The organism is Bacillus sp. FSL R5-0603, assembly GCF_038050295.1.
Lineage (GTDB): Bacteria > Bacillota > Bacilli > Bacillales > Bacillaceae > Bacillus > Bacillus subtilis.
Map to the genome: position 1 here is coordinate 1,506,979 of NZ_JBBOYP010000001.1, position 23,453 is coordinate 1,530,431.

Here is a 23,453-nt window from a genome sequence, read left to right on the forward strand (position 1 = left end):
CACGATGATTTTGCAGCTTGACAATGTCTCACTAAAACGGAATGGGAAATGGATACTGAGAGATATTCATTGGAAGGTGGAAGAAAAGGAAAATTGGGTGCTTTACGGCCTAAATGGCGCCGGGAAGACAGCGCTGTTAAATATGCTTTGCTCATATTATTTTCCAACATCAGGCGAGATGCAGGTGCTCGGCCATGAATTTGGCAAAACAGAGCTTGGGGAAAAGCTCAGACGTAAAATTGGACTCGTCTCAGCAGCTCTTCAGCAAAAATTGTATCCGGCAGATTCAGCCTTTGAAATTGCTTTGAGCGGAGCTTACGCTTCGATTGGGTTATATGAAACGCCAAGTAAGGAAACCAGGGAAAAAGCGATAGGTTTGTTAGAGGACTTGGGAGCAATTGAATATGCCGATCGCCGCTATGAAACCCTTTCTCAAGGGGAAAAACAAAGAGCATTGATTGCTAGAGCACTAATGGCCGATCCGGAGCTGCTGATACTGGATGAACCAGTCACAGGACTGGATTTTATTGCCCGGGAAAAGCTGTTAGATACGATTACATACATTGCAAACAAAGAAAATGCACCATCTATCCTTTATGTGACTCATCATGCTGAAGAAATTTTGCCTGTCTTTGATAAAGCCCTTTTATTAAAACAGGGAGAGGTCTTTGGATCCGGAGAAATAAAGGAAATGCTTACTGATCAAATACTTTCCGCTTTTTTTGATACGCCAATCCATGTATTATGGAATCAGGATCGGCCGTTTTTAACAAGAGCTGAGCCGATAACGAATGCCTGACAAACATATATAGATTCATCCTAGGGGTGCTTTGCGAAGCTGAGAGAGACTTTGTCTCAACCCTTTTGACCTGATCTGGATCATGCCAGCGGAGGGAAGCGGTGAAAAGCGGAGTACATCGGACTCCGTTTGTTTTTATTAAGCCGTTTCATCACATTTGAAACGGCTTTTTTGATTTTAAAGAATAGGAGCGGATTTACATTGGATCAACAAATAGACTCTTTGCTCAAAAAAGTGGAAGAACAAAAGGAGGAGCTTATTCAGCTTGCTAAAACACTGATTTCTTATCAAACACCCGCTCCGCCTGCAAGAAATACAGAGGGCATTCAGTCATGGATTGCGGGTTTTTTAAATGAATTGGGATTCTCGATCGACAAATGGGATGTGTACCCTGGAGATCCCAATGTTGTAGGGAAGCTAAAGGGAACAGATTCAGCAGATTATTATAGCCTGATTATCAATGGTCATGTAGATGTGGCAGAGGTAAAAGAGGATGAAGAATGGGAGCACAATCCGTTTCATCCAATTGAAAAAAACGGTCTCTTAATCGGGCGAGGCGCTTCCGATATGAAGGGCGGAATGGCTTGTGTGCTGTTTGCTGTCAAATTCATTCGTGAAGCCGGCATTGAGCTTCCCGGTGATCTGATTCTGCAATCGGTTATTGGGGAGGAAGTTGGAGAAGCCGGCACACTTGAATGCTGCAAGAGGGGCTACCACGCTGATTTTGCAATTGTCGCGGATACGAGCGATATGCATATTCAAGGCCAAGGCGGTGTTATTACAGGCTGGATCGAAATCAAAAGCAGTCAAACATTTCATGATGGAACGAGACGGAATATGATTCACGCAGGCGGAGGAACATTCGGAGCAAGCGCAATTGAAAAAATGGCAAAAGTCATTGCGGGGCTCGGTGAACTTGAGCGCCACTGGTCCATTATGAAAAGTTATCCCGGTTTTAAACCAGGCACAAATACGATTAACCCGGCAGTTATAGAAGGCGGCAGACATGCGGCTTTTATAGCGGACGAATGCCGGCTGTGGATCACAGTCCATTTTTATCCGAATGAAACCCATGACCAAGTGGCAGCGGAAATAGAAGATTACGTCAATCGGCTGAGTGACAGTGATATTTGGCTTAGGGAAAACCGCCCTGTATTCAAGTGGGGAGGCTCATCCATGATAGAAGACAGAGGAGAAATTTTTCCGGCATTGGAAGTTGACCCTGGCCACCCAGGCGTCTTAGCGCTAACTGCCTCTCATGAGAAAGTGAAACGGGAGTGTCCAATTATTGACGTTTCTCAATCAGTTACAGATGGCGGATGGCTGTATGATGCCGGTATTCCATGCGTAATATACGGTCCTGGAGATCTGCACAATGCACACTCTGTGAACGAGAAGGTATCGATTGAGCAGCTAGTAGAGTATACAAAAATTATACTCGATTTTATCATCAGCTGGTGCAGCCGGAAAAAAGAACAATGACATGAAAATTTCTTCTTGCTGACAAGGTTCAGCCTGCCCGTTCATATACTTGAACAAAAGGACGGAAAAAGGACGTGATGGAATGATCAGCATTTCAGAATTTCAGGTAAAGGATGTCGTCAATGTCTCAAACGGAAAAAAGCTGGGGAGTATTGGTGATATTGATATCAATGTGACCACTGGTAAAATTCAGGCGATCATACTAGGAGGAAATGGGAAAGTTCTCGGATTTTTTGGAAAAGAAGAGGAATTGGTCATTCCATGGCGAAATATTGTAAAAATCGGGGAAGATGTAATCTTGGTCCGATTAAGTGAACCACATGCATAAACCTGCTTGTCTGCCGCAAATTGGCAAATGCCGGAAGTCTCGATTCTTCCGGCACATTTCATTTAGAAATATGCAAATCGGCGCTCAACGAATGCAGTAAGATGTGGTAAAATAAGTGGGAAATTCCGCTTTTTTAAATGTTTGTCGAAAGGTTGGATCATCATGAATACATATCACCCATTCAGTCTTACCACACCCTCGACACTCATGATACAAGACTGGGCTCAAACGAATCAAAACAACAAAGAGGTCATTGCCGGATTTACGACAAAAAACGGCGGTGTCAGCCAAAAGCCTTTTGAATCGTTAAATACAGGATTGCACGTTCATGACAAAGATGCAGATGTAGTTAAAAATCGTGAATATATTGCCGATATGTTTAATACTGATTTGCAGTCTTGGGTATTCGCTGATCAGACACATGATAATCGCGTTCAGAAAGTGACGCAGAGGGATAGGGGAAAAGGCGCCCGTGAGTATCACACGGCTCTAAAAGCAACGGACGGGCTCTATGCAAATGAAAAAAATGTATTTTTAGCATTATGCTTTGCTGATTGTGTGCCTCTTTTCTTTTATGATCCGGTTAAGTCGCTTGTCGGAGTCGCCCATGCCGGGTGGAAAGGCACCGTCAAACAGATTGGCAGAGAAATGGTGAAGCAATGGACTGAGAAGGAAGGTTCAAATCCCTCAGATATTTACGCTGTTATTGGCCCGTCTATCAGCGGAGCATGCTATACGGTAGACGACCGCGTCATGGATGCTGTCCGCGCATTGCCGGTTTCAGCAGACCTTGCCGTTAATCAGACGGCAAAGGCACAATATCAGCTTGATCTGAAAGAGCTGAACCGTCTTATACTGATGGACAGCGGTTTGGCAAGTGAACAAATTTCTGTCAGCAGTTTATGCACGGAAAGCGAGCCGTCTCTTTTCTATTCTCACCGCCGCGATCAGGGGAAAACTGGACGGATGATGTCCTTTATCGGAATGAAGGAGGCATAAAAGATCTTGCGTGTTGTTGATAATTTACGACATATAAACGAACGAATAAACGAAGCATGTAACAGATCGGGCCGCAGCTCCGATGAAGTTACGGTTATTGCAGTCACTAAATATGTATCGCCTGAAAGAGCACAGGAGGCAGTAGATGCTGGCATCACCTGCCTCGGAGAGAATCGGGATGCGGAACTGCTCCGCAAACAGGAATTGATGAAAGGGAATCCGGAATGGCATTTTATCGGCAGTCTGCAATCAAGAAAAGCAAAATCTGTCGTCAATGCGGTTTCCTATATCCATTCCCTAGACCGGCTCTCATTAGCGAAAGAAATTGAAAAACGGGCTGAAGGTACTGTACGATGCTTTGTGCAGGTCAATACCTCTCTTGAGCCTTCTAAACACGGCATGAAAAAAGAAGAAGTCATTCCATTCATACAGGAGCTTTCCGGTTTCGAACATATCCTTGTTGCCGGGCTGATGACAATGGCTCCGCTGACTGATGATCAAGATCAGATCAGAAGCTGTTTCAGGTCGCTGAGAGAACTCCGTGACCAGGTTCAGAAGCTGAACCAGCCGAATGCTCCGTGTACTGAACTGTCGATGGGCATGTCAAATGATTTTGAAATTGCAATTGAAGAAGGAGCTACTTATATTAGAATCGGCTCATCGTTAGTCGGAAATGAAACAGGGGGTGTACAGCAATGAGTATGAAAAATAAACTGAAAAACTTTTTCTCAATGGAAGATGAAGAATACGAATATGAATATATTGAGACAGAGCGGGAATCTCATGAGGAGCATGAGCAAAAAGAAAAGCCGGCTTATACGGGGAATAAACCTGCGGGCAAACAGAATGTAGTGAGCTTGCAAAGTGTTCAGAAATCCTCTAAAGTGGTGTTGAGTGAGCCGCGCGTTTATGCGGAGGCGCAGGAAATAGCCGACCATTTGAAGAACCGGCGGGCAGTTGTCGTCAATCTTCAGCGGATACAGCATGACCAGGCGAAGCGGATTGTTGACTTTTTAAGCGGAACCGTTTATGCCATCGGCGGCGATATTCAAAGAATCGGCTCAGATATTTTCCTCTGCACGCCTGACAACGTAGATGTATCAGGCACAATTTCTGAGCTCATATCTGAAGACGAACATCAGAGGTGGTAAAGCGAGATGATCCTTTATCAAGTTTTTTCGGTTTTAAGCTTATTAATTACAATATACTCATTTGCCCTGATCATATATATTTTTATGTCATGGGTGCCGAGTACGAGGGAAACAGCAGTCGGGCGTTTTTTGGCTTCGATTTGTGAACCATATCTCGAACCATTCAGAAAAATCATCCCTCCGATTGCAATGCTGGATATTTCACCAATCGTAGCAATACTTGTGCTTCGGTTTGCGACAACCGGCTTGTGGGGACTTTATCGCATGATTGCGTTTTAATGTGACAGTTTGATAGGGGCTTGGCAGCAGCCAAGCCTCTTTACATAGAAGGGAAAGACGATGAGCGATATATATCAGCACTTCAGAAAAGACGAGCGGGCCTTTATTGATCAGGCGCTCGAATGGAAAAGAATTGTCCAGGAGCAGTACCGGATGAAGCTGACCGACTTTTTAGACCCCCGAGAGCAGGTCATCCTCTCTGCTGTTACGGGACAGGCTGACGTCGGGCTTGCTTTTTCCGGCGGCTATGACAGAGCGGAGCGAAAACGGGCGATTCTGTATCCAGAGTACATTACTCCGGAAGAATCGGATTTTGAATTGCAGGCGTTTAACGTCCGTTATGCTGACAAGTTTGTCTCAGTAGATCATCGTTCTCTGCTTGGTGCATTAATGGGCATAGGATTAAAGCGGCAAAAATTCGGTGACATCGTGTTTTCTGAGACAGCAGTGCAATTGATTGTCTCAGCCGATACCGCTGATTTTGTGGCTGCACAGCTGACCCAAGCAGGCAAAGCGGCGGTTAGCCTAGAGAAAATCGACTTGTCAGACCTTAACATTCCAGCAGTTGATGTCGAAATAAGAGATAACACGGTTTCTTCTTTAAGGCTTGACGCCGTCTGTGCCTCTATGAGCAGGCAATCCCGCCAGAAATCACAGACGCTTGTGAAAAACGGCCTTGTGAAAGTGAACTGGAAGGTGGTTGAAGATCCTTCATACATAGTCGCGGAAGGGGACATGCTGTCAATCAGAGGTTTTGGCCGGTGCAGCTTAACAAAAATCGAAGGGAAAACCAAAAAAGACAAATGGAGAGTTACGTTTGAACGACAAAAATAGTCGGTTTTTCAGTTTTTTTCTCCATCTGTGCGAAATTTGTTTTATAATGTGAACTAGATAACCGTACTGAAATGTAAAAATGGAGGTGGCATCATGCCATTAACGCCAAATGATATTCACAACAAGACGTTTACAAAAAGTTTTCGCGGATATGATGAAGATGAAGTAAATGAATTCCTAGCCCAAGTCAGAAAAGATTACGAAATTGTTCTCCGCAAGAAAACTGAGCTTGAAGCGAAAGTCAATGAGCTTGATGAAAGAATCGGACACTTTGCCAATATTGAGGAAACATTGAATAAATCAATTTTAGTTGCTCAAGAAGCGGCTGAAGACGTAAAACGCAATTCTCAAAAAGAGGCAAAGCTGATTGTTCGGGAAGCGGAGAAAAACGCTGATCGCATTATCAACGAATCGTTATCAAAATCAAGAAAAATTGCAATGGAAATTGAAGAGCTGAAAAAACAGTCTAAAGTGTTCAGAACACGTTTCCAAATGCTGATTGAAGCTCAGCTTGATCTTCTGAAAAATGACGATTGGGATCATCTCCTTGAGTATGAAGTCGACGCTGTATTTGAGGAAAAGGAATAAATTCTCTGATTATCTTGACATTTTCTTAGCTTGTCGAATATAATACGTTCATAAATTCAGATGAAAAAACGGTTGAAAGGGACAGTCATGTTTCCTTCAGGCCTTCATAGCGACCCGGAGATGGTGAGAGTCCGGGATGGCCGGAATCATGTAGATCAGCCCTTTAGTTTCCTTGCTGAACTCACAGTAGGTTAGGACGTTCATCACGTTACGATGCTCAAGAGGAAAAAGTGTATGCTTGCTTTTTCTAAAAGGGTGGTACCGCGAGATAAGCTTTCTCGTCCCTTATGGGATGAGAGGGCTTTTTTTATTTTCTGAAAAAATGCAGTGGAGGAATGAAAATGGATTTTAAAGACACGCTCTTAATGCCGAAAACAGATTTCCCGATGCGTGGAAATTTGCCAAACCGTGAGCCTGACATTCAAAAAAAATGGGAGGAAGAGGATATCTACCGTCTTGTTCAGGAACGGACGAAAGACCGCCCGAAATTTGTTTTACATGACGGACCTCCGTATGCAAACGGCGACATCCATATGGGCCATGCGCTTAATAAGATTTTGAAAGATTTCATTGTCCGCTATAAATCAATGAGCGGCTACAACGCACCGTATGTGCCGGGCTGGGATACACACGGATTGCCAATTGAAACAGCTCTGACAAAAAACAAAAAAGTCAACCGCAAAGAAATGTCAGTAGCGGAATTCCGCAAACTGTGCGAAGAGTACGCTTGGAAGCAAATCGAGGGACAGCGTGAGCAATTCAAACGTCTTGGTGTCCGCGGTGACTGGGAAAACCCATATGTGACATTAAAACCGGAATACGAAGCGCAGCAAATCCGCGTATTTGGTGAAATGGCAAAACGAGGCTACATTTACAAAGGCCTTAAACCGGTTAACTGGTCACCTTCAAGTGAGTCTGCTCTGGCTGAAGCCGAGATCGAATATCAAGACAAACGTTCAGCATCTATTTACGTCGCTTTTGGTGTAAAAGACGGAAAAGGCGTTCTTGAAAACGGCGAGCGCATCATCATTTGGACAACAACGCCTTGGACAATTCCGGCGAACCTCGGAATCTCAGTGCACCCTGATCTTGAGTACAGCGTGATTGCAGTAGGTGAAGACCGCTTTGTCGTAGCAAGTGCCTTAGTCGAAAATGTTGCATCGGCATGCGGATTTGATCAGTATGAAGTGACAAGAACGGTCAAAGGGAAAGACCTTGAGAACATTATCGCTGAACACCCGCTATATGGCAGAGACTCTCTCGTTATGCTTGGTGAACACGTAACAACTGATGCCGGAACAGGCTGTGTTCATACAGCGCCAGGACATGGGGAAGATGACTTTATCATCGGCCAAAAATACGGTTTAGATGTGCTTTGCCCGGTCGATGAAAAAGGTGTAATGACAAGCGAAGCTCCTGGCTTTGAAGGCATGTTCTATGATGATGCAAACAAAGCGATCACACAGCAGCTCGATGAAAAAGGCGCACTTGTGAAGCTTGAATTCATTACTCACTCTTATCCGCATGATTGGAGAACAAAAAAACCAACCATTTTCAGAGCGACAGCGCAATGGTTTGCGTCTATTAAAGATTTCAGATCAGACCTGCTGGATGCCATTAAAGAAACCAAATGGGTTCCTGAATGGGGCGAGCAGCGTTTGCACAACATGGTTCGGGACCGCGGAGACTGGTGTATTTCCAGACAGCGTGCGTGGGGTGTGCCGATTCCGGTATTTTACGCTGAAAACGGAGAACCGATTATTACAGATGAAACCATTGAACATGTTTCTGAATTGTTCAGACAGCACGGATCAAACATTTGGTTTGAAAAAGAAGCAAAGGATCTTCTTCCGGAAGGCTTTACGCATCCTGGCAGCCCGAACGGCACATTTACAAAAGAACAGGATATCATGGATGTTTGGTTTGATTCAGGCTCTTCACATCAAGCAGTGCTTGAAGAACGTGAAGACCTCGTTCGCCCGGCTGATTTATACCTAGAGGGATCTGACCAATATCGCGGCTGGTTTAACTCTTCTCTTTCTACAGCAGTAGCCGTAACAGGGAAAGCGCCGTATAAAGGTGTGCTCAGCCATGGGTTCGCACTGGATGGAGAAGGACGCAAGATGAGTAAATCAATCGGTAACGTTGTTGTTCCGGCTAAAGTCATGAAACAGCTTGGTGCCGACATCTTAAGATTATGGGTATCTTCAGTGGATTATCAGGCGGACGTTCGCGTGTCTGACGCCATTCTAAAGCAGGTTGCGGAAGTATATCGTAAAATCCGCAACACGTTCCGTTTCCTTCACGGCAACCTTTTCGATTTTGATCCAAAAACAAATGCGGTGGCTGTCGAAGATCTTCGTGAAGTGGATCAGTATATGCTGATTAAGCTGAACAAGCTGATTGATAAAGTGAAAAAAGCGTATGATGAGTACGAATTTGCGGTTGTGTATCACAGCATTCATAATTTCTGCACAATCGAATTGAGCTCATTCTACCTTGATTTTGCAAAAGATATTGTCTACATCGAGCATGCGGATCATCCGGATAGACGCAGCATGCAGACAGTATTCTACGAAACGCTTCTTGCATTAGTGAAGCTTTCAGCGCCTATCCTTCCACATACGGCAGACGAATTGTGGTCTCATTTAACATTTGTTGAAGAGCAGAGCGTTCAGCTGACCGATATGCCGGAAACAATCGCGGTTCCAAACAGTGAAGCGACTGAAGAAAAATTTGACCGCTTTATGGCTCTTCGTGATGACGTGTTAAAAGCATTAGAAACTGCGCGAAATGAAAAAATTATCGGTAAATCTTTGGAAGCAAACCTGAAATTGTATCCAAACAAAGAAAACAAGGAGCTCTTGGCTTCCATAAAAGAAAACCTTTCTCAGCTGTTTATTGTGTCTGAACTGACAATCAGCGAAGAAAATGAAGCGCCGAACGATGCGCAAAGCTTTGCGACAGGTAAAATCGCTGTCGAGAAAGCGGAAGGCGAAATGTGTGAGAGATCTCGTGTGATTTCAAAAGATGTAGGGGCAAATCCGAAATATCCTACACTTTCATTACGCAACGCTGAAATCGTTGAAAAATACTATCAAAAATAATGCAAAAGAGCCCGACGTAAAAGCCGGGCTTTTTTTGTGCCAAGAGTGACATCCTTTAGAACGACAGGAAAAATCTTATGGGCTTTAGATCATCATTCACAGGCAACAATAAAGATACTACGTTAAGAGCAGGAGTTGTGAAGAATGAATGATCAACTGACCGCAATTTATACGGAACTTCTTCTGATGAAAGAAGAATTACAGTCGAGATTATTTGAGTATTCTTGCTTTCAGGTTTCTACAAGCCCGCAAGCAGCAATCAATCAAAAACAAAAAGCAACTCTGATCTACCATATTAAAGAAGAGCTTCAAGACGTTCTCCTTGCATTGTCCAAAATCGAAAACGGCACATTCGGATACTGTGAAGAAACCGGGGCTCCCATTCCTCTTGCAAAGCTGGCAGTGCTGCCGACGGCCCGAACAGCAAACGATTTTCTTTATTCTGTCCAATTTGAGAAAAAAACGCTTCCGATATGGAAATCAACGGATATCGAATATGGTCAGGCACTGTATGAATAACAGTGTCTGGCCGGTTAATATGCCTGATATTTCTTTACTCCAGTGCTTTTTATTGATAAAATGCATAATGGATTAAAGTAACCGTAAACTGGAGGAACGTTTGTGCTGTATTATATGATTGCACTACTTATTATTGCAGCCGATCAATTGACAAAATGGCTAGTTGTTAAGAACATGGAACTTGGCCAAAGCATTCCGATCATTGATCAGGTATTCTATATCACCTCCCATCGCAATACGGGTGCTGCTTGGGGGATATTAGCGGGGCAAATGTGGTTTTTCTACCTCATAACAACCGCTGTTATTATTGGTATTGTTTATTACATACAGCGTTATACAAAAGGACAAAGGCTTCTTGGCGTTGCCCTCGGACTTATGCTTGGCGGTGCCATCGGCAACTTTATCGATCGGGCTGTCAGACAGGAAGTTGTGGATTTTATCCATGTTATTATTGTCAATTACAATTACCCGATATTTAACATCGCGGACTCTTCACTATGTGTCGGCGTAATGCTTTTATTTATACAAATGCTGTTGGACAGCGGGAAAAAGAAAAAGGAGCAATAGCATGAATCAAATTGATATAACCGCTTCAGAAGAACAAAAAAGTGAGCGGATTGATAAATTTTTGGCATCAACTGAGAATGATTGGTCAAGAACCCAGGTTCAGCAATGGGTAAAAGACGGACAGGTTGTCGTGAACGGAAGCGCGGTGAAAGCGAATTATAAAATTCAGCCGGGTGATCAAGTGACCGTCACTGTACCCGAACCGGAAGCGCTCGACGTCTTGGCAGAGCCTATGGATCTGGATATTTATTATGAGGACCAGGATGTGCTGGTCGTCAACAAACCTCGCGGAATGGTTGTTCACCCAGCACCCGGGCATCTTACGGGCACACTTGTAAACGGCCTTATGGCTCATTGCACAGACCTTTCCGGTATAAATGGCGTGATGCGTCCGGGTATTGTTCACAGAATCGATAAGGACACGTCCGGGTTATTAATGGTGGCGAAAAATGATATGGCACACGAGTCACTCGTAAACCAATTGGTCAACAAAACGGTCACCCGAAAATATACGGCCGTTGTCCACGGGCTTATTTCTCACGATGACGGAACAATTGATGCGCCGATCGGACGAGATAAGAAAGACCGTCAAAGCATGACTGTGACACGTGATGGCAAAAACGCTGTCACTCATTTTCATGTACTAGAGCGTTTTCAGGATTTTACGTTAGTGGAATGCCAGCTTGAAACAGGGAGAACCCATCAAATTCGTGTTCATATGAAATATATCGGATTCCCATTAGCAGGCGATCCGAAATACGGCCCAAGAAAAACAATCGACTTTAATGGCCAAGCGCTTCACGCAGGAGTTTTAGGTTTTGACCATCCGCGAACAGGAGAATATGTCGAATTTGAAGCGCCGCTTCCTGAGGATATGGCAGAATTAATCGAAAACCTCAGAAAAAACGGTTGACAGCGTGTTTCTTTTCTGAAATAATAAACGAAGCTGAATAGATTCTTTAAAACAGTCCAGAGAGGCTGAGAAGGATAACGGATAGACGGGATGCGTGTACAGGCGCGTACCTTGTCCTAAAACCCCTCTATGCTCTGGCAGGAGGGGTTTTTTCTTCTATATGAACTGTGAGGTGTCACACATTGAATCAAAAAGCTGTCATTCTCGACGAACAGGCAATCAGACGGGCGCTGACCAGGATTGCTCACGAAATGATCGAACGCAATAAAGGAATGAATAACTGCATTCTTGTCGGCATTAAGACAAGAGGGATTTACCTGGCAAAACGCCTTGCGGAACGCATTGAACAGATTGAGGGAAATCCTGTTACAGTCGGTGAAATTGATATTACTCTTTACAGAGACGATCTTTCTAAAAAAACGAGCAACGATGAACCGCTTGTAAAAGGTGCAGATATTCCGGTAGATATCACAGATCAAAAAGTCATTCTCGTTGATGATGTCCTGTATACCGGAAGAACAGTCAGAGCAGGTATGGATGCGCTTGTTGATGTAGGCAGACCTTCCTCCATTCAGCTTGCAGTGCTTGTGGACAGAGGACACCGGGAGCTGCCGATCCGAGCGGATTATATCGGAAAAAACATCCCGACATCAAAGTCAGAAAAGGTTATGGTTCAGCTTGATGAGGTAGACCAAAACGATCTCGTCGCCATTTATGAAAACGAATAATAGATCACCTTTTTAAGGGCAATCCAGAGAGGTTGCAAAGAGGTGCACAACAAAGGCCCAAAAAGCATTCGGCAGGTCTTTGTATGCCTCTTTGCGTAAAAAAGCAAAGAGGTTTTTTTATACAGTCATTGAGTCATCCTAAAAATGAAAGTCAACAATCAGGGGGAAATCATCATGAGTAAGAAAAAAGTAAATTTAGGGGTCAGGGATGTCCCGACACCTTTCTCTTGGGTTTCATTCAGCCTTCAGCATTTGTTTGCCATGTTTGGCTCAACCATTTTGGTTCCGAAGCTCGTCGGAATGAGTCCTGCTGTGGCGTTGGTGACAAGCGGCATCGGAACACTGGCGTACCTTCTTATTACCAAAGGACAAATTCCGGCGTATCTCGGTTCATCCTTCGCCTTTATTTCTCCGATCATTCTGGTAAAAGCGACCGGCGGGCCGGGAGCGGCAATGGTTGGAGCGTTTCTTGCAGGGCTGGTGTACGGGCTGATTGCCTTATTGATTAGGCAGCTTGGAACAGGATGGCTGATGAAGATTCTCCCGCCTGTAGTCGTAGGGCCTGTTATTATCGTCATCGGGCTGGGACTGGCAAGCACTGCAGTAAATATGGCGATGTATGCTGATCCGAACGCGAGTGAGTTGGTCTACAGCTTAAAGCACTTTAGTGTCGCAGGAGTTACGCTGGCAATCACGATTATTTGTGCGATTTTCTTACGAGGATTTTTAAGCCTGATTCCGGTTCTGATCGGAATCATCGGCGGATACCTGTTTGCCCTTACTCAAGGGATTGTCAACTTCCAGCCGGTGCTTGACGCGAAATGGTTTGCAGTGCCTGAATTTATCATTCCGTTCAAAGATTATTCACCGTCAGTTACACTCGGCATCGCAGCCGCAATGGTTCCTGTCGCATTTGTCACAATGTCAGAGCATATCGGCCACCAAATGGTGCTGAGTAAGGTTGTTGGACAAGATTTCATTAAAAAGCCGGGATTGCATCGCTCCATTATGGGTGACAGCGTGGCGACAATTGTTGCTTCTCTGATCGGCGGCCCTCCGACGACTACTTACGGAGAAAACATTGGCGTGCTGGCCATCACAAGAGTATTCAGCGTCTTTGTCATCGGGGGCGCGGCAGTGATTGCCCTTTGCTTCGGCTTTATCGGCAAAATTTCAGCGCTGATCAGTTCAGTGCCGTCAGCGGTCATGGGAGGCGTCTCCTTCCTGCTGTTCGGAATCATTGCTTCAAGCGGCCTGAGAATGCTGATTGACAACAAAATTGATTATGAAAACAACAGAAACCTCATTATTACATCAGTTATCCTTGTCATCGGTGTAGGAGGCGCTTTTATCCAAGTATCTCAGGGCGGATTCCAAGTGTCAGGAATGGCGCTTGCCGCAATTGTCGGTGTCATCTTAAACCTGATTCTTCCGCAGGCGAAGGAAGAGCAGGCAGACACATCTGAACAACATCATATCTAAAACCTTTTAATGAAAGTCCAGAGAGGCTTGGAAGGGTTATGAAGAGAAGGAAGCTTCAATGCTGCCCTCTATTTAACCATACCCCGAGTCTATCTTAGACCCGGGGTTTTTTTCAGCCTTAAGTTGAAAAGAGAGGGGAAAGAACATGAAGCATTTAACGACGATGAGTGAACTCAGCACTGAGGAAATCAAAGATTTGCTTCAAACAGCACAAGACCTCAAAAACGGAAAAACAGACAATCAGCTTACAGGAAAGTTTGCAGCAAACCTGTTTTTCGAACCGAGCACGAGAACGCGGTTCAGCTTTGAGGTCGCAGAAAAAAAGCTGGGCATGAATGTGCTTAACCTTGATGGAACAAGCACAAGCGTGCAAAAAGGCGAAACCTTATATGACACGATCCGGACGCTCGAATCAATCGGTGTGGACGTCTGCGTCATCAGGCACAGTGAGGATGAGTATTATGAAGAGCTTGTCAGCCAGGTGAACATTCCGATTCTGAATGCGGGAGACGGGTGCGGCCAGCATCCAACACAATCACTGCTTGATTTAATGACGATTTATGAAGAGTTCAATACGTTCAAAGGGCTTACCATCTCCATTCACGGCGACATCAAGCATAGCAGAGTGGCAAGGTCAAATGCGGAAGTGTTGACAAGATTGGGGGCCCGGGTCCTATTTTCCGGCCCTTCGGAATGGCAGGATGAAGAAAATACATTCGGCACGTATGTCTCAATGGATGAAGCAGTTGAGTCTTCCGATGTTGTCATGCTGCTGCGCATTCAAAATGAACGACATCAGTCAGCTGTCAGCCATGAAGGCTATTTAAACAAATACGGCTTGACCGTAGAACGGGCTGAGCGTATGAAGCGGCATGCGATCATCATGCATCCTGCTCCGGTAAACAGAGGAGTGGAGATTGATGACAGCTTAGTAGAAAGCGAAAAATCAAGAATCTTCAAGCAAATGCAAAATGGCGTATTTATCAGAATGGCAGTGATACAGCGTGCCTTACAAACCAATGTGAAAAGAGGAGAAGCAGCGTATGTCATATCTCATTAAAAACGGCTGGATACTAAACGAAAATGGTGAAAAAACAGAAGCGGATATCCGAGTGACTGGAGAAACCATCACCGCAATCGGCAAGCTTGATGCAAAGGATAATGAAACGGTAATTGATGCAAAAGGTTTGCTCGTTTCACCTGGGTTTGTTGATCTCCACGTGCATTTCAGAGAGCCGGGCGGAGAGAAAAAAGAAACTATTGAAACCGGGGCAAAAGCAGCGGCACGCGGCGGCTATACTACAGTAGCAGCAATGCCGAATACGCGGCCGGTTCCTGATACAAAGGAGCAGATGGAATGGGTGCAAAACAGAATTAAAGAAACATCATGCGTAAGAGTTCTTCCATATGCATCCATTACGATCAGACAAATCGGCGATGAAATGACAAACTTTGAAGCGTTAAAAGAAGCCGGGGCATTTGCTTTTACAGATGACGGCGTTGGTATACAGACAGCAGGAATGATGTATGAAGCGATGAAACGGGCAGCCGCAATTGACAAAGCGATTGTTGCACATTGCGAGGACAACTCCTTAATTTACGGAGGGAGCGTACATGAGGGGACATTCTCCAAAGCGAACGGGCTAAACGGCATTCCTTCTGTGTGTGAATCGGTTCATATTGCTCGCGATGTGCTGCTGGCTGAGGCGGCAAACTGCCATTATCATGTATGCCATATCAGCACGAAAGAATCTGTCAGAGTTGTACGCGATGCGAAAAAAGCGGGAATCAGAGTGACAGCAGAAGTGTCGCCGCATCATTTGCTGCTTTGTGATGAGGACATTCCGGGGCTGGACACAAACTATAAAATGAATCCTCCGCTCCGCAGTGCAGAAGACAGAGCTGCTTTAATTGAAGGTCTTTTAGACGGAACAATTGATTTTATCGCAACAGACCATGCACCGCATACGGAAGAAGAGAAAAACACAGAAATGAAACTGGCGCCATTCGGAATTGTCGGCTTAGAAACAGCATTCCCGCTTCTTTACACACACTTTGTCAAAAATGGCAGCTGGTCACTGAAGCAGCTGATTGACTACATGACAATCAAGCCATGCGAAGCGTTCGGTCTCCCATATGGAACATTACAAACGGGACAAGTTGCTGACATTACATTAATTGATTTAGAAAAAGAAGCAGTTATAGACAAAGAGACATTTTTATCAAAAGGAAAAAATACACCATTCAACGGCATCAACTGCACCGGCTGGCCGGTCGCTACAATTGCGGCAGGGAAGCTTGCTTATGAAGAGGGGAGACTTGTCAAATGAAGAGACGATTAGTACTGGAAAACGGAGCGGTATTCGAGGGAGAAGCCTTCGGAAGCTTAGAACACAACATGGGAGAAGTCGTTTTTAATACTGGGATGACAGGCTATCAGGAAATTTTATCTGATCCTTCTTACTGCGGACAGATCGTAACTTTAACATACCCGCTTATCGGAAATTACGGCATTAACCGTGATGATTTTGAATCTATTACCCCTTTTGTCAAAGGGCTGATCATCAAAGAATTATGTGAGCTGCCTTCCAACTGGCGTTCAGCATACACCTTAGACGAGTATTTAAAAATGAAAAACATTCCCGGACTCCAGGGGATTGATACAAGGAAGCTGACAAGAATGATCCGCACGGCAGGCGCGCTAAAAGGAACATTCGCTTCATCTGATGAAGATATCGAAGCAGTGCTGAAAAGACTGAACGAAACGGAATTGCCAAGAAATCAAGTATCCCAAGTATCAGCAAAAACAGCATATCCGAGCCCGGGAAGAGGCAAACGCATTGTCTTGGTTGACTTCGGCATGAAACACGGGATTCTAAGAGAGCTGAACAAACGGAAATGTGACGTCATCGTTGTGCCTTACAACATTACAGCGGAAGAGGTGCTTCAGCTGAAACCGGACGGTATCATGCTTTCTAACGGACCTGGAGACCCGAAGGATGTGCCTGAAGCGATTGAAATGATTAAAGGTGTTCTTGGAAAAGTGCCATTATTCGGAATATGTCTCGGCCACCAATTATTCGCGCTGGCGTGCGGGGCGAATACTGAAAAAATGAAATTCGGCCACAGGGGCTCAAACCACCCGGTAAAAGAGCTGGCTACAGGAAAAGTTGCCTTAACATCTCAAAACCATGGATATACAGTTTCGTCTATCAGTAAAACAGAACTGGAAGTGACGCATATCGCAATTAACGACGATACGATTGAAGGGCTGAAGCATAAAACATTGCCGGCATTTACGGTTCAATATCATCCCGAAGCCTCACCTGGTCCTGAGGATGCCAACCATCTATTTGACAGATTCATCGAAATGATCGAAACAACAGAGAAAGAAGGGGAAGCGGTATGCCAAAACGCGTAGACATTAACAAAATTTTAGTAATCGGATCTGGACCGATCATCATCGGCCAAGCAGCAGAATTTGACTATGCGGGAACACAAGCCTGTCTTGCTTTGAAAGAAGAAGGCTATGAAGTCATCCTTGTCAACTCAAACCCTGCCACGATCATGACAGATACAGAAATGGCTGACCGGGTTTATATCGAACCGCTCACACCTGAATTCCTGACACGAATCATCAGAAAAGAGCGCCCAGATGCCATTCTTCCTACACTCGGAGGCCAAACCGGTTTGAATCTTGCGGTTGAGCTTTCTGAAAGAGGCGTTTTGGCAGAATGCGGCGTCGAAGTGCTTGGCACAAAACTGTCTGCGATTCAGCAAGCTGAAGACCGTGACTTGTTCAGAACATTAATGAATGAACTGAATGAACCGGTGCCTGAAAGTGAGATTATTCACTCCCTCGAAGAAGCAGAAAAATTCGTCAGTCAAATTGGATTCCCTGTCATTGTCCGCCCGGCATATACATTAGGCGGAACAGGCGGAGGCATCTGCTCGAATGAGACAGAGTTAAAAGAAATCGTTGAGAACGGCTTGAAATTAAGCCCGGTACACCAATGTCTTCTTGAAAAAAGCATCGCCGGCTATAAAGAAATCGAGTATGAAGTCATGAGAGACAGCCAGGATCACGCCATTGTCGTTTGTAACATGGAAAACATTGATCCAGTTGGAATCCATACTGGAGATAGTATTGTTGTCGCGCCGAGCCAAACGCTCAGCGATCGCGAGTATCAGCTCTTGCGGAATGTATCGTTAAAACTGATTCGCGCGCTTGGGATCGAAGGCGGATGTAACGTCCAGCTCGCCTTAGATCCAGACAGCTTCCAATATTACATTATTGAAGTAAATCCGCGTGTCAGCCGTTCATCTGCTCTTGCATCAAAAGCAACGGGATACCCGATAGCAAAGCTCGCTGCTAAAATTGCAGTCGGACTTTCATTAGATGAAATGATGAACCCGGTGACAGGAAAAACATATGCAGCATTTGAACCTGCTCTTGACTATGTCGTATCCAAAATTCCGCGCTGGCCGTTTGATAAATTTGAATCAGCAAACAGAAAGCTTGGCACGCAAATGAAAGCGACAGGTGAGGTCATGGCAATCGGCCGCACGCTTGAAGAGTCATTGCTGAAGGCAGTGCGTTCGCTGGAAGCGGATGTGTATCATCTTGAATTGAAGGACGCCGCTGACATTTCAGATGAGCTTCTTGAAAAGCGAATTAAAAAGGCCGGTGATGAACGCTTATTCTACTTAGCTGAAGCGTACAGAAGAGGCTACACGGTAGAAGACCTCCATGAATTTTCCGCTATCGATGTCTTCTTCTTGCATAAGCTGTTCGGAATCGTACAGTTTGAAAAAGAATTGAAGGCCAATGCGGGCAATACGGATGTGCTGAGACGGGCAAAAGAACTCGGCTTCTCTGATCAGTACATTAGCCGCGAGTGGAAAATGAAAGAATCTGAGCTTTACAGCTTGAGAAAACAAGCGGGGATTGCGCCGGTATTCAAAATGGTAGATACGTGCGCGGCGGAATTCGAGTCAGAAACGCCATACTTCTATAGCACATACGAAGAAGAAAATGAATCTGTCGTTACAGATAAGAAAAGTGTGATGGTGCTTGGTTCGGGTCCGATTCGAATCGGTCAGGGTGTCGAGTTCGACTATGCGACGGTTCACTCTGTATGGGCAATTAAACAAGCAGGCTATGAAGCCATTATTGTCAACAACAACCCGGAAACCGTTTCAACAGACTTCAGCATCTCAGACAAGCTGTATTTTGAACCGCTTACGATTGAAGATGTTATGCACATCATTGACCTTGAACAGCCAATGGGCGTCGTCGTACAGTTCGGCGGACAAACTGCGATTAACCTTGCTGACGAGCTTTCTGCACGCGGAGTGAAAATCCTTGGAACTTCATTAGAAGATTTAGACCGTGCAGAAGACCGGGATAAATTTGAACAAGCGCTTGGAGAACTTGGTGTTCCTCAGCCGCTTGGCAAAACAGCGACATCAGTTGATCAGGCGGTAAGCATCGCGAGTGATATCGGTTACCCGGTATTGGTACGCCCTTCCTATGTACTTGGCGGCCGGGCGATGGAGATTGTGTATCATGAAGAAGAGCTGCTTCATTACATGAAAAACGCAGTTAAAATCAATCCACAGCACCCTGTATTAATTGACAGATACTTGACAGGAAAAGAAATTGAAGTCGATGCAGTATCGGATGGTGAAACAGTCGTCATTCCGGGAATTATGGAGCACATTGAACGTGCGGGCGTTCACTCCGGAGACTCAATCGCTGTTTATCCGCCTCAGTCTCTCACAGAGGACATTAAGAAAAAAATTGAACAATACACGATCGCATTGGCTAAAGGGCTGAATATTGTCGGTTTGCTCAATATTCAATTCGTCTTGTCGCAAGGCGAGGTGTACGTGCTCGAAGTGAATCCGAGATCAAGCAGAACCGTACCGTTCTTAAGCAAAATTACGGGTATCCCAATGGCAAATCTCGCAACAAAAATCATTCTTGGTCAAAAGCTGGCTGCGTTTGGCTATACAGAGGGCCTTCAGCCTGAACAGCAAGGTGTATTTGTAAAAGCGCCGGTCTTCTCCTTTGCCAAGCTGAGAAGAGTGGACATTACGTTAGGGCCTGAAATGAAATCAACAGGTGAAGTCATGGGGAAAGATTCGACACTTGAAAAGGCGCTCTACAAAGCCTTGATTGCTTCAGGTATTCAAATCCCGAACTACGGTTCCGTGCTTTTAACAGTAGCTGATAAGGACAAAGAAGAAGGGCTTGCCATTGCTAAGCGGTTCCACGCGATCGGCTACAACATTTTAGCGACGGAAGGAACGGCAGGCTACCTGAAAGAAGCTTCCATTCCAGCGAAGGTCGTCGGAAAAATCGGTCAGGATGGCCCAAACTTGCTTGACGTCATCAGAAACGGAGAAGCGCAGTTTGTCATCAATACGCTGACAAAAGGAAAGCAGCCGGCAAGAGACGGTTTTAGAATCAGACGTGAATCAGTAGAAAATGGTGTTGCCTGCCTAACATCTTTAGATACGGCAGAGGCGATATTGCGAGTGCTGGAAAGCATGACATTCCGTGCTGATCAAATGCCGGCAGTCAACACAAATCAGGAGGCGGCAGTCACTATATGAAAAAAGCGTATTTGACAGTATGTTCTAACCAGCAAATTGCAGACCGGGTGTTTCAAATGGTTCTGAAAGGGGAGCTTGTCCAAGGGTTTACAACCCCGGGACAGTTCCTTCATCTTAAAGTGAGCGAAGCGGTTACACCTCTTTTGAGAAGACCGATCAGCATCGCAGACGTCAACTTTGAAAAAAATGAAGTCACCATCATTTATCGGGTAGATGGGGAAGGGACAAGACTCTTGTCACTAAAGCAGCAGGGAGAACTTGTGGATGTCCTCGGGCCTTTGGGAAATGGCTTTCCTGTTAATGAAGTTCAACCCGGAAAGACGGCTTTGCTGGTAGGAGGCGGAGTAGGTGTGCCGCCTCTCCAAGAGCTGTCGAAGCGCTTGAATGAAAAAGGGGTAAATGTCATCCACGTTTTAGGATTTCAATCGGCAAAGGATGTTTTTTACGAGGAAGAATGCCGGCAGTACGGAGACACGTATGTGGCAACAGCTGACGGAAGCTACGGGGAAACCGGATTTGTCACAGACGTGATTAAACGGAAAAATCTAGCGTTTGATATCCTCCTCAGCTGCGGGCCGACACCGATGCTCAAGGCGTTAAAACAGGAATATGCCCATAAAGAAGTATATCTGTCCATGGAGGAACGAATGGGCTGCGGAATCGGCGCATGCTTCGCGTGTGTGTGCCATACAAACGAAAGTGAGACATCCTATGTAAAAGTATGTCTCGACGGGCCTGTATTTAAAGCTCAGGAGGTGGCGCTGTAATGCTAGAGGTGAAATTGCCGGGACTTGATTTGAAAAACCCAATCATTCCTGCATCAGGCTGCTTCGGGTTTGGAAAAGAATTTTCACGTTTTTATGATTTGTCTTGTCTTGGAGCCATCATGATTAAGGCTACGACAAAGGAGCCGCGCTTTGGGAATCCGACGCCGCGGGTAGCTGAGACTGGTGCTGGAATGCTCAATGCGATCGGTCTCCAAAATCCGGGGCTGGATAGCGTGTTGCATAATGAGCTGCCGTGGCTTGAGCAGTTTGATACGCCGATCATTGCCAATGTCGCAGGTTCTCAAGTCGAGGATTATGTTGAAGTCGCAGAGCATATTAGCAAAGCGCCTAATGTTCATGCTCTTGAATTGAATATTTCCTGCCCGAATGTGAAAACAGGCGGAATCGCTTTTGGCACGAATCCTGAAATGGCTGCTGATTTGACAAAAGCGGTGAAAGAGGTTTCGAATGTACCCGTTTATGTGAAGCTTTCTCCAAACGTGGCCAATATCACAGAAATTGCATTAGCGATCGAGGAAGCGGGAGCGGACGGTCTTACGATGATCAACACACTAATTGGCATGAGACTCGATTTAAAAACCGGCAAACCGATATTAGCGAATAAAACAGGGGGACTTTCAGGCCCTGCTGTGAAGCCGGTTGCCATTCGCATGGTGTATGAAGTCAGCCAGATGGTCAACATCCCGATTATTGGAATGGGAGGCGTGCAAACGGCTGAAGATGCCCTGGAATTTCTTCTCGCGGGAGCAAGCGCAGTCGCTGTCGGAACAGCAAATTTTGTGAATCCTTTTGCATGTCCAGAGATTATTGAACAGCTCCCATCTGTTTTGCGCCAATACGGCTATCAATCAATTGAAGAATGCATCGGAAGGAGCTGGAATCATGAAAAACAACCTGCCCATCATCGCGCTTGATTTTGCATCAGCTGAAGAAACACTCGCGTTCTTAGCTCCTTTTCAGCAAGAACCGTTATTTGTAAAGGTTGGAATGGAGCTTTTTTATCAAGAAGGGCCATCGATCGTGAAACAATTAAAAGAAAGAAACTGCGAGCTGTTTTTAGATCTCAAGCTTCATGACATCCCGACTACTGTAAACAAAGCGATGAAGCGCCTTGCCAGTCTTGGAGTAGACCTCGTCAATGTTCATGCGGCCGGGGGCAAAAAAATGATGCAGGCAGCTCTCGAAGGCTTAGAAGAAGGTACGCCGGCCGGAAAAAAACGTCCGTCACTTATCGCGGTAACCCAGTTGACAAGCACATCTGAACAAATCATGAAAGATGAACTGCTGATCGAAAAATCTCTGATTGATACGGTTGTGCACTACAGCAAACAGGCGGAAGAAAGCGGACTGGATGGAGTGGTCTGCTCTGTTCATGAAGCAAAAGCCATTTACCAAGCGGTGTCGCCTTCATTTCTGACTGTCACTCCGGGGATCAGAATGTCAGAGGACGCTGCGAATGACCAAGTCCGCGTGGCGACACCTGCCATTGCAAGAGAGAAAGGTTCATCTGCGATAGTGGTAGGACGCTCGATTACAAAAGCGGAAGACCCGGTAAAAGCCTATAAGGCTGTCAGACTTGAATGGGAGGGAATCAAATCTTGAAACAAATCATCGCAAAACATCTATTAGACATCGAAGCTGTATTTTTACGCCCGAACGAGCCGTTCACATGGGCAAGCGGCATTTTATCACCAATCTACTGTGACAACCGCCTTACGCTATCTTTCCCAGAGGTCAGAAACGATGTCGCCTTAGGTATCAGCAAGCTTGTCAAAGAGCATTTTCCTGAAGCTGAAATGATTGCGGGAACAGCAACTGCCGGTATTCCTCATGCTGCTCTTGCGGCTGACCGTTTGAATCTTCCGATGTGTTATGTGAGGAGTAAGCCGAAGGCGCACGGAAAAGGCAATCAGATTGAGGGAGCTGTGCAAGAAGGGCAAAAAACAGTCGTCATTGAAGACTTAATCTCCACAGGAGGCAGCGTGCTTGAAGCTTGTGCAGCTCTACAAGCGGCCGGCTGTGAAGTGCTTGGTGTCGTCTCAATCTTTACGTACGGACTTCCTAAAGCGGAGGAAGCCTTCGCAAAGGCAGAACTGCCATACTACTCATTAACTGATTATGATACGCTCACAGAGGTCGCGCTTGAAAACGGAAATATTCATTCAGATGATCTAAAAAAGCTGCAAACATGGAAACAAAATCCCGAGTCAAAAGATTGGTTTAAAAAATAAAAAATAAATTCAAATGATGTAAAGAGGCTTCAAAGCC

The 23,453-nt window shown here is 45.3% G+C and carries 23 protein-coding genes, 1 riboswitch and 1 other annotated feature; all 23 genes read left to right on the forward strand.

The genetic code is table 11. The annotated features are described in order from the left end of the window. Nucleotides 1-4 precede the first annotated feature (4 nt). The 23 genes from NYE56_RS07820 to pyrE all read left to right on the forward strand — a co-directional run bounded on the left by NYE56_RS07820 (nucleotide 5) and on the right by pyrE (nucleotide 23,416). Nucleotides 5-799 (forward strand): ABC transporter ATP-binding protein, encoded by a 795-nt coding sequence (locus NYE56_RS07820; protein ID WP_029317772.1) that lies wholly within the window; start codon nucleotides 5-7, stop codon nucleotides 797-799. A gap of 12 nt (nucleotides 800-811) precedes the next feature. Continuing rightward, nucleotides 812-913: riboswitch (TPP riboswitch) on the forward strand. Between the two features lie 87 nt (nucleotides 914-1,000). Next, nucleotides 1,001-2,281 (forward strand): N-formyl-4-amino-5-aminomethyl-2-methylpyrimidine deformylase, encoded by a 1,281-nt coding sequence (ylmB, locus tag NYE56_RS07825; protein WP_341283685.1) that lies wholly within the window; start codon nucleotides 1,001-1,003, stop codon nucleotides 2,279-2,281. Nucleotides 2,282-2,363: 82 nt separating this feature from the next. Beyond that, nucleotides 2,364-2,609 carry a YlmC/YmxH family sporulation protein gene (locus NYE56_RS07830; RefSeq protein WP_003232153.1) on the forward strand — a complete coding sequence of 82 codons (246 nt, stop codon included), beginning with the start codon at nucleotides 2,364-2,366 and terminating at the stop codon, nucleotides 2,607-2,609. 162 nt (nucleotides 2,610-2,771) lie between these two features. After that, nucleotides 2,772-3,608 carry a peptidoglycan editing factor PgeF gene (gene pgeF, locus NYE56_RS07835; RefSeq protein WP_341283686.1) on the forward strand — a complete coding sequence of 279 codons (837 nt, stop codon included), beginning with the start codon at nucleotides 2,772-2,774 and terminating at the stop codon, nucleotides 3,606-3,608. A 6-nt stretch (nucleotides 3,609-3,614) separates the two neighbouring features. After that, entirely contained in the window at nucleotides 3,615-4,307 is a 693-nt protein-coding gene (locus NYE56_RS07840) for a YggS family pyridoxal phosphate-dependent enzyme (protein ID WP_014479734.1), read from the forward strand. After that, nucleotides 4,304-4,759, forward strand: a complete 456-nt coding sequence (sepF, locus tag NYE56_RS07845) for a cell division protein SepF (RefSeq protein WP_014476753.1) — start codon at nucleotides 4,304-4,306, stop codon at nucleotides 4,757-4,759. Before NYE56_RS07840 ends, sepF begins: the two co-directional genes overlap by 4 nt. Nucleotides 4,760-4,765: 6 nt before the next feature. Then, nucleotides 4,766-5,038: a YggT family protein gene (locus tag NYE56_RS07850; protein ID WP_003221463.1), complete on the forward strand. Its 273-nt coding sequence runs from the start codon at nucleotides 4,766-4,768 to the stop codon at nucleotides 5,036-5,038. 60 nt (nucleotides 5,039-5,098) lie between these two features. Then, nucleotides 5,099-5,872: a YlmH family RNA-binding protein gene (locus tag NYE56_RS07855; protein WP_341283687.1), complete on the forward strand. Its 774-nt coding sequence runs from the start codon at nucleotides 5,099-5,101 to the stop codon at nucleotides 5,870-5,872. 93 nt (nucleotides 5,873-5,965) lie between these two features. Next, the gene (gene divIVA / locus NYE56_RS07860; protein WP_003221468.1) at nucleotides 5,966-6,460 is read left to right on the forward strand and encodes a septum site-determining protein DivIVA; all 495 of its coding nucleotides are present in this window, start codon (nucleotides 5,966-5,968) and stop codon (nucleotides 6,458-6,460) included. Between the two features lie 62 nt (nucleotides 6,461-6,522). Beyond that, nucleotides 6,523-6,749: a binding site (T-box leader), on the forward strand. Nucleotides 6,750-6,801: 52 nt separating this feature from the next. Then, nucleotides 6,802-9,567, forward strand: a complete 2,766-nt coding sequence (ileS, locus tag NYE56_RS07865; protein ID WP_123373547.1) for an isoleucine--tRNA ligase — start codon at nucleotides 6,802-6,804, stop codon at nucleotides 9,565-9,567. A 144-nt stretch (nucleotides 9,568-9,711) separates the two neighbouring features. Beyond that, nucleotides 9,712-10,086 carry a sporulation-related RNA polymerase-binding protein YlyA gene (ylyA, locus tag NYE56_RS07870; RefSeq protein ID WP_003245479.1) on the forward strand — a complete coding sequence of 125 codons (375 nt, stop codon included), beginning with the start codon at nucleotides 9,712-9,714 and terminating at the stop codon, nucleotides 10,084-10,086. Between the two features lie 102 nt (nucleotides 10,087-10,188). Beyond that, on the forward strand, nucleotides 10,189-10,653 hold the full coding sequence (gene lspA, locus NYE56_RS07875) for a signal peptidase II (protein ID WP_003245047.1): 465 nt from the start codon (nucleotides 10,189-10,191) through the stop codon (nucleotides 10,651-10,653). A gap of 1 nt (nucleotide 10,654) precedes the next feature. After that, entirely contained in the window at nucleotides 10,655-11,566 is a 912-nt protein-coding gene (locus NYE56_RS07880) for an RluA family pseudouridine synthase (protein ID WP_003245307.1), read from the forward strand. Between the two features lie 182 nt (nucleotides 11,567-11,748). Next, complete coding sequence (pyrR, locus tag NYE56_RS07885; RefSeq protein ID WP_003232127.1) at nucleotides 11,749-12,294, forward strand: bifunctional pyrimidine operon transcriptional regulator/uracil phosphoribosyltransferase; 546 nt, start codon at nucleotides 11,749-11,751, stop codon at nucleotides 12,292-12,294. A gap of 174 nt (nucleotides 12,295-12,468) precedes the next feature. Then, on the forward strand, nucleotides 12,469-13,776 hold the full coding sequence (gene pyrP, locus NYE56_RS07890) for a uracil permease PyrP (protein ID WP_268555239.1): 1,308 nt from the start codon (nucleotides 12,469-12,471) through the stop codon (nucleotides 13,774-13,776). Between the two features lie 145 nt (nucleotides 13,777-13,921). Next, entirely contained in the window at nucleotides 13,922-14,836 is a 915-nt protein-coding gene (locus tag NYE56_RS07895; protein WP_268555238.1) for an aspartate carbamoyltransferase catalytic subunit, read from the forward strand. After that, nucleotides 14,820-16,106: a dihydroorotase gene (locus NYE56_RS07900; RefSeq protein ID WP_268555237.1), complete on the forward strand. Its 1,287-nt coding sequence runs from the start codon at nucleotides 14,820-14,822 to the stop codon at nucleotides 16,104-16,106. Before NYE56_RS07895 ends, NYE56_RS07900 begins: the two co-directional genes overlap by 17 nt. Beyond that, complete coding sequence (locus NYE56_RS07905; RefSeq protein WP_003232115.1) at nucleotides 16,103-17,197, forward strand: carbamoyl phosphate synthase small subunit; 1,095 nt, start codon at nucleotides 16,103-16,105, stop codon at nucleotides 17,195-17,197. Before NYE56_RS07900 ends, NYE56_RS07905 begins: the two co-directional genes overlap by 4 nt. Then, nucleotides 17,182-20,397 carry a carbamoyl-phosphate synthase (glutamine-hydrolyzing) large subunit gene (carB, locus tag NYE56_RS07910; protein WP_032725667.1) on the forward strand — a complete coding sequence of 1,072 codons (3,216 nt, stop codon included), beginning with the start codon at nucleotides 17,182-17,184 and terminating at the stop codon, nucleotides 20,395-20,397. Before NYE56_RS07905 ends, carB begins: the two co-directional genes overlap by 16 nt. Beyond that, complete coding sequence (gene pyrK, locus NYE56_RS07915; RefSeq protein WP_341283688.1) at nucleotides 20,394-21,164, forward strand: dihydroorotate oxidase B electron transfer subunit; 771 nt, start codon at nucleotides 20,394-20,396, stop codon at nucleotides 21,162-21,164. Before carB ends, pyrK begins: the two co-directional genes overlap by 4 nt. Next, entirely contained in the window at nucleotides 21,164-22,099 is a 936-nt protein-coding gene (locus NYE56_RS07920; protein ID WP_103803460.1) for a dihydroorotate dehydrogenase, read from the forward strand. Before pyrK ends, NYE56_RS07920 begins: the two co-directional genes overlap by 1 nt. Then, entirely contained in the window at nucleotides 22,068-22,787 is a 720-nt protein-coding gene (pyrF, locus tag NYE56_RS07925) for an orotidine-5'-phosphate decarboxylase (RefSeq protein ID WP_003232107.1), read from the forward strand. The genes NYE56_RS07920 and pyrF overlap by 32 nt, the downstream gene beginning before the upstream one ends. Next, nucleotides 22,784-23,416, forward strand: a complete 633-nt coding sequence (gene pyrE, locus NYE56_RS07930) for an orotate phosphoribosyltransferase (protein ID WP_341283689.1) — start codon at nucleotides 22,784-22,786, stop codon at nucleotides 23,414-23,416. Before pyrF ends, pyrE begins: the two co-directional genes overlap by 4 nt. Nucleotides 23,417-23,453 lie beyond the last annotated feature (37 nt).

What these genes read in the sequence shown, in the direction of transcription:
- carB (WP_032725667.1), top strand. Translation starts at nt 17,182, where the DNA reads ATGCCAAAACGCGTAGACATTAACAAAATTTTAGTAATCGGATCTGGA.
- NYE56_RS07900 (WP_268555237.1), top strand. Translation starts at nt 14,820, where the DNA reads ATGTCATATCTCATTAAAAACGGCTGGATACTAAACGAAAATGGTGAA.
- sepF (WP_014476753.1), top strand. Translation starts at nt 4,304, where the DNA reads ATGAGTATGAAAAATAAACTGAAAAACTTTTTCTCAATGGAAGATGAA.
- ileS (WP_123373547.1), top strand. Translation starts at nt 6,802, where the DNA reads ATGGATTTTAAAGACACGCTCTTAATGCCGAAAACAGATTTCCCGATG.
- NYE56_RS07855 (WP_341283687.1), top strand. Translation starts at nt 5,099, where the DNA reads ATGAGCGATATATATCAGCACTTCAGAAAAGACGAGCGGGCCTTTATT.
- NYE56_RS07830 (WP_003232153.1), top strand. Translation starts at nt 2,364, where the DNA reads ATGATCAGCATTTCAGAATTTCAGGTAAAGGATGTCGTCAATGTCTCA.
- divIVA (WP_003221468.1), top strand. Translation starts at nt 5,966, where the DNA reads ATGCCATTAACGCCAAATGATATTCACAACAAGACGTTTACAAAAAGT.
- NYE56_RS07920 (WP_103803460.1), top strand. Translation starts at nt 21,164, where the DNA reads ATGCTAGAGGTGAAATTGCCGGGACTTGATTTGAAAAACCCAATCATT.
- NYE56_RS07820 (WP_029317772.1), top strand. Translation starts at nt 5, where the DNA reads ATGATTTTGCAGCTTGACAATGTCTCACTAAAACGGAATGGGAAATGG.
- NYE56_RS07905 (WP_003232115.1), top strand. Translation starts at nt 16,103, where the DNA reads ATGAAGAGACGATTAGTACTGGAAAACGGAGCGGTATTCGAGGGAGAA.
- pyrK (WP_341283688.1), top strand. Translation starts at nt 20,394, where the DNA reads ATGAAAAAAGCGTATTTGACAGTATGTTCTAACCAGCAAATTGCAGAC.
- NYE56_RS07850 (WP_003221463.1), top strand. Translation starts at nt 4,766, where the DNA reads ATGATCCTTTATCAAGTTTTTTCGGTTTTAAGCTTATTAATTACAATA.
- ylyA (WP_003245479.1), top strand. Translation starts at nt 9,712, where the DNA reads ATGAATGATCAACTGACCGCAATTTATACGGAACTTCTTCTGATGAAA.
- pyrP (WP_268555239.1), top strand. Translation starts at nt 12,469, where the DNA reads ATGAGTAAGAAAAAAGTAAATTTAGGGGTCAGGGATGTCCCGACACCT.
- pgeF (WP_341283686.1), top strand. Translation starts at nt 2,772, where the DNA reads ATGAATACATATCACCCATTCAGTCTTACCACACCCTCGACACTCATG.
- NYE56_RS07880 (WP_003245307.1), top strand. Translation starts at nt 10,655, where the DNA reads ATGAATCAAATTGATATAACCGCTTCAGAAGAACAAAAAAGTGAGCGG.
- pyrF (WP_003232107.1), top strand. Translation starts at nt 22,068, where the DNA reads ATGAAAAACAACCTGCCCATCATCGCGCTTGATTTTGCATCAGCTGAA.
- NYE56_RS07895 (WP_268555238.1), top strand. Translation starts at nt 13,922, where the DNA reads ATGAAGCATTTAACGACGATGAGTGAACTCAGCACTGAGGAAATCAAA.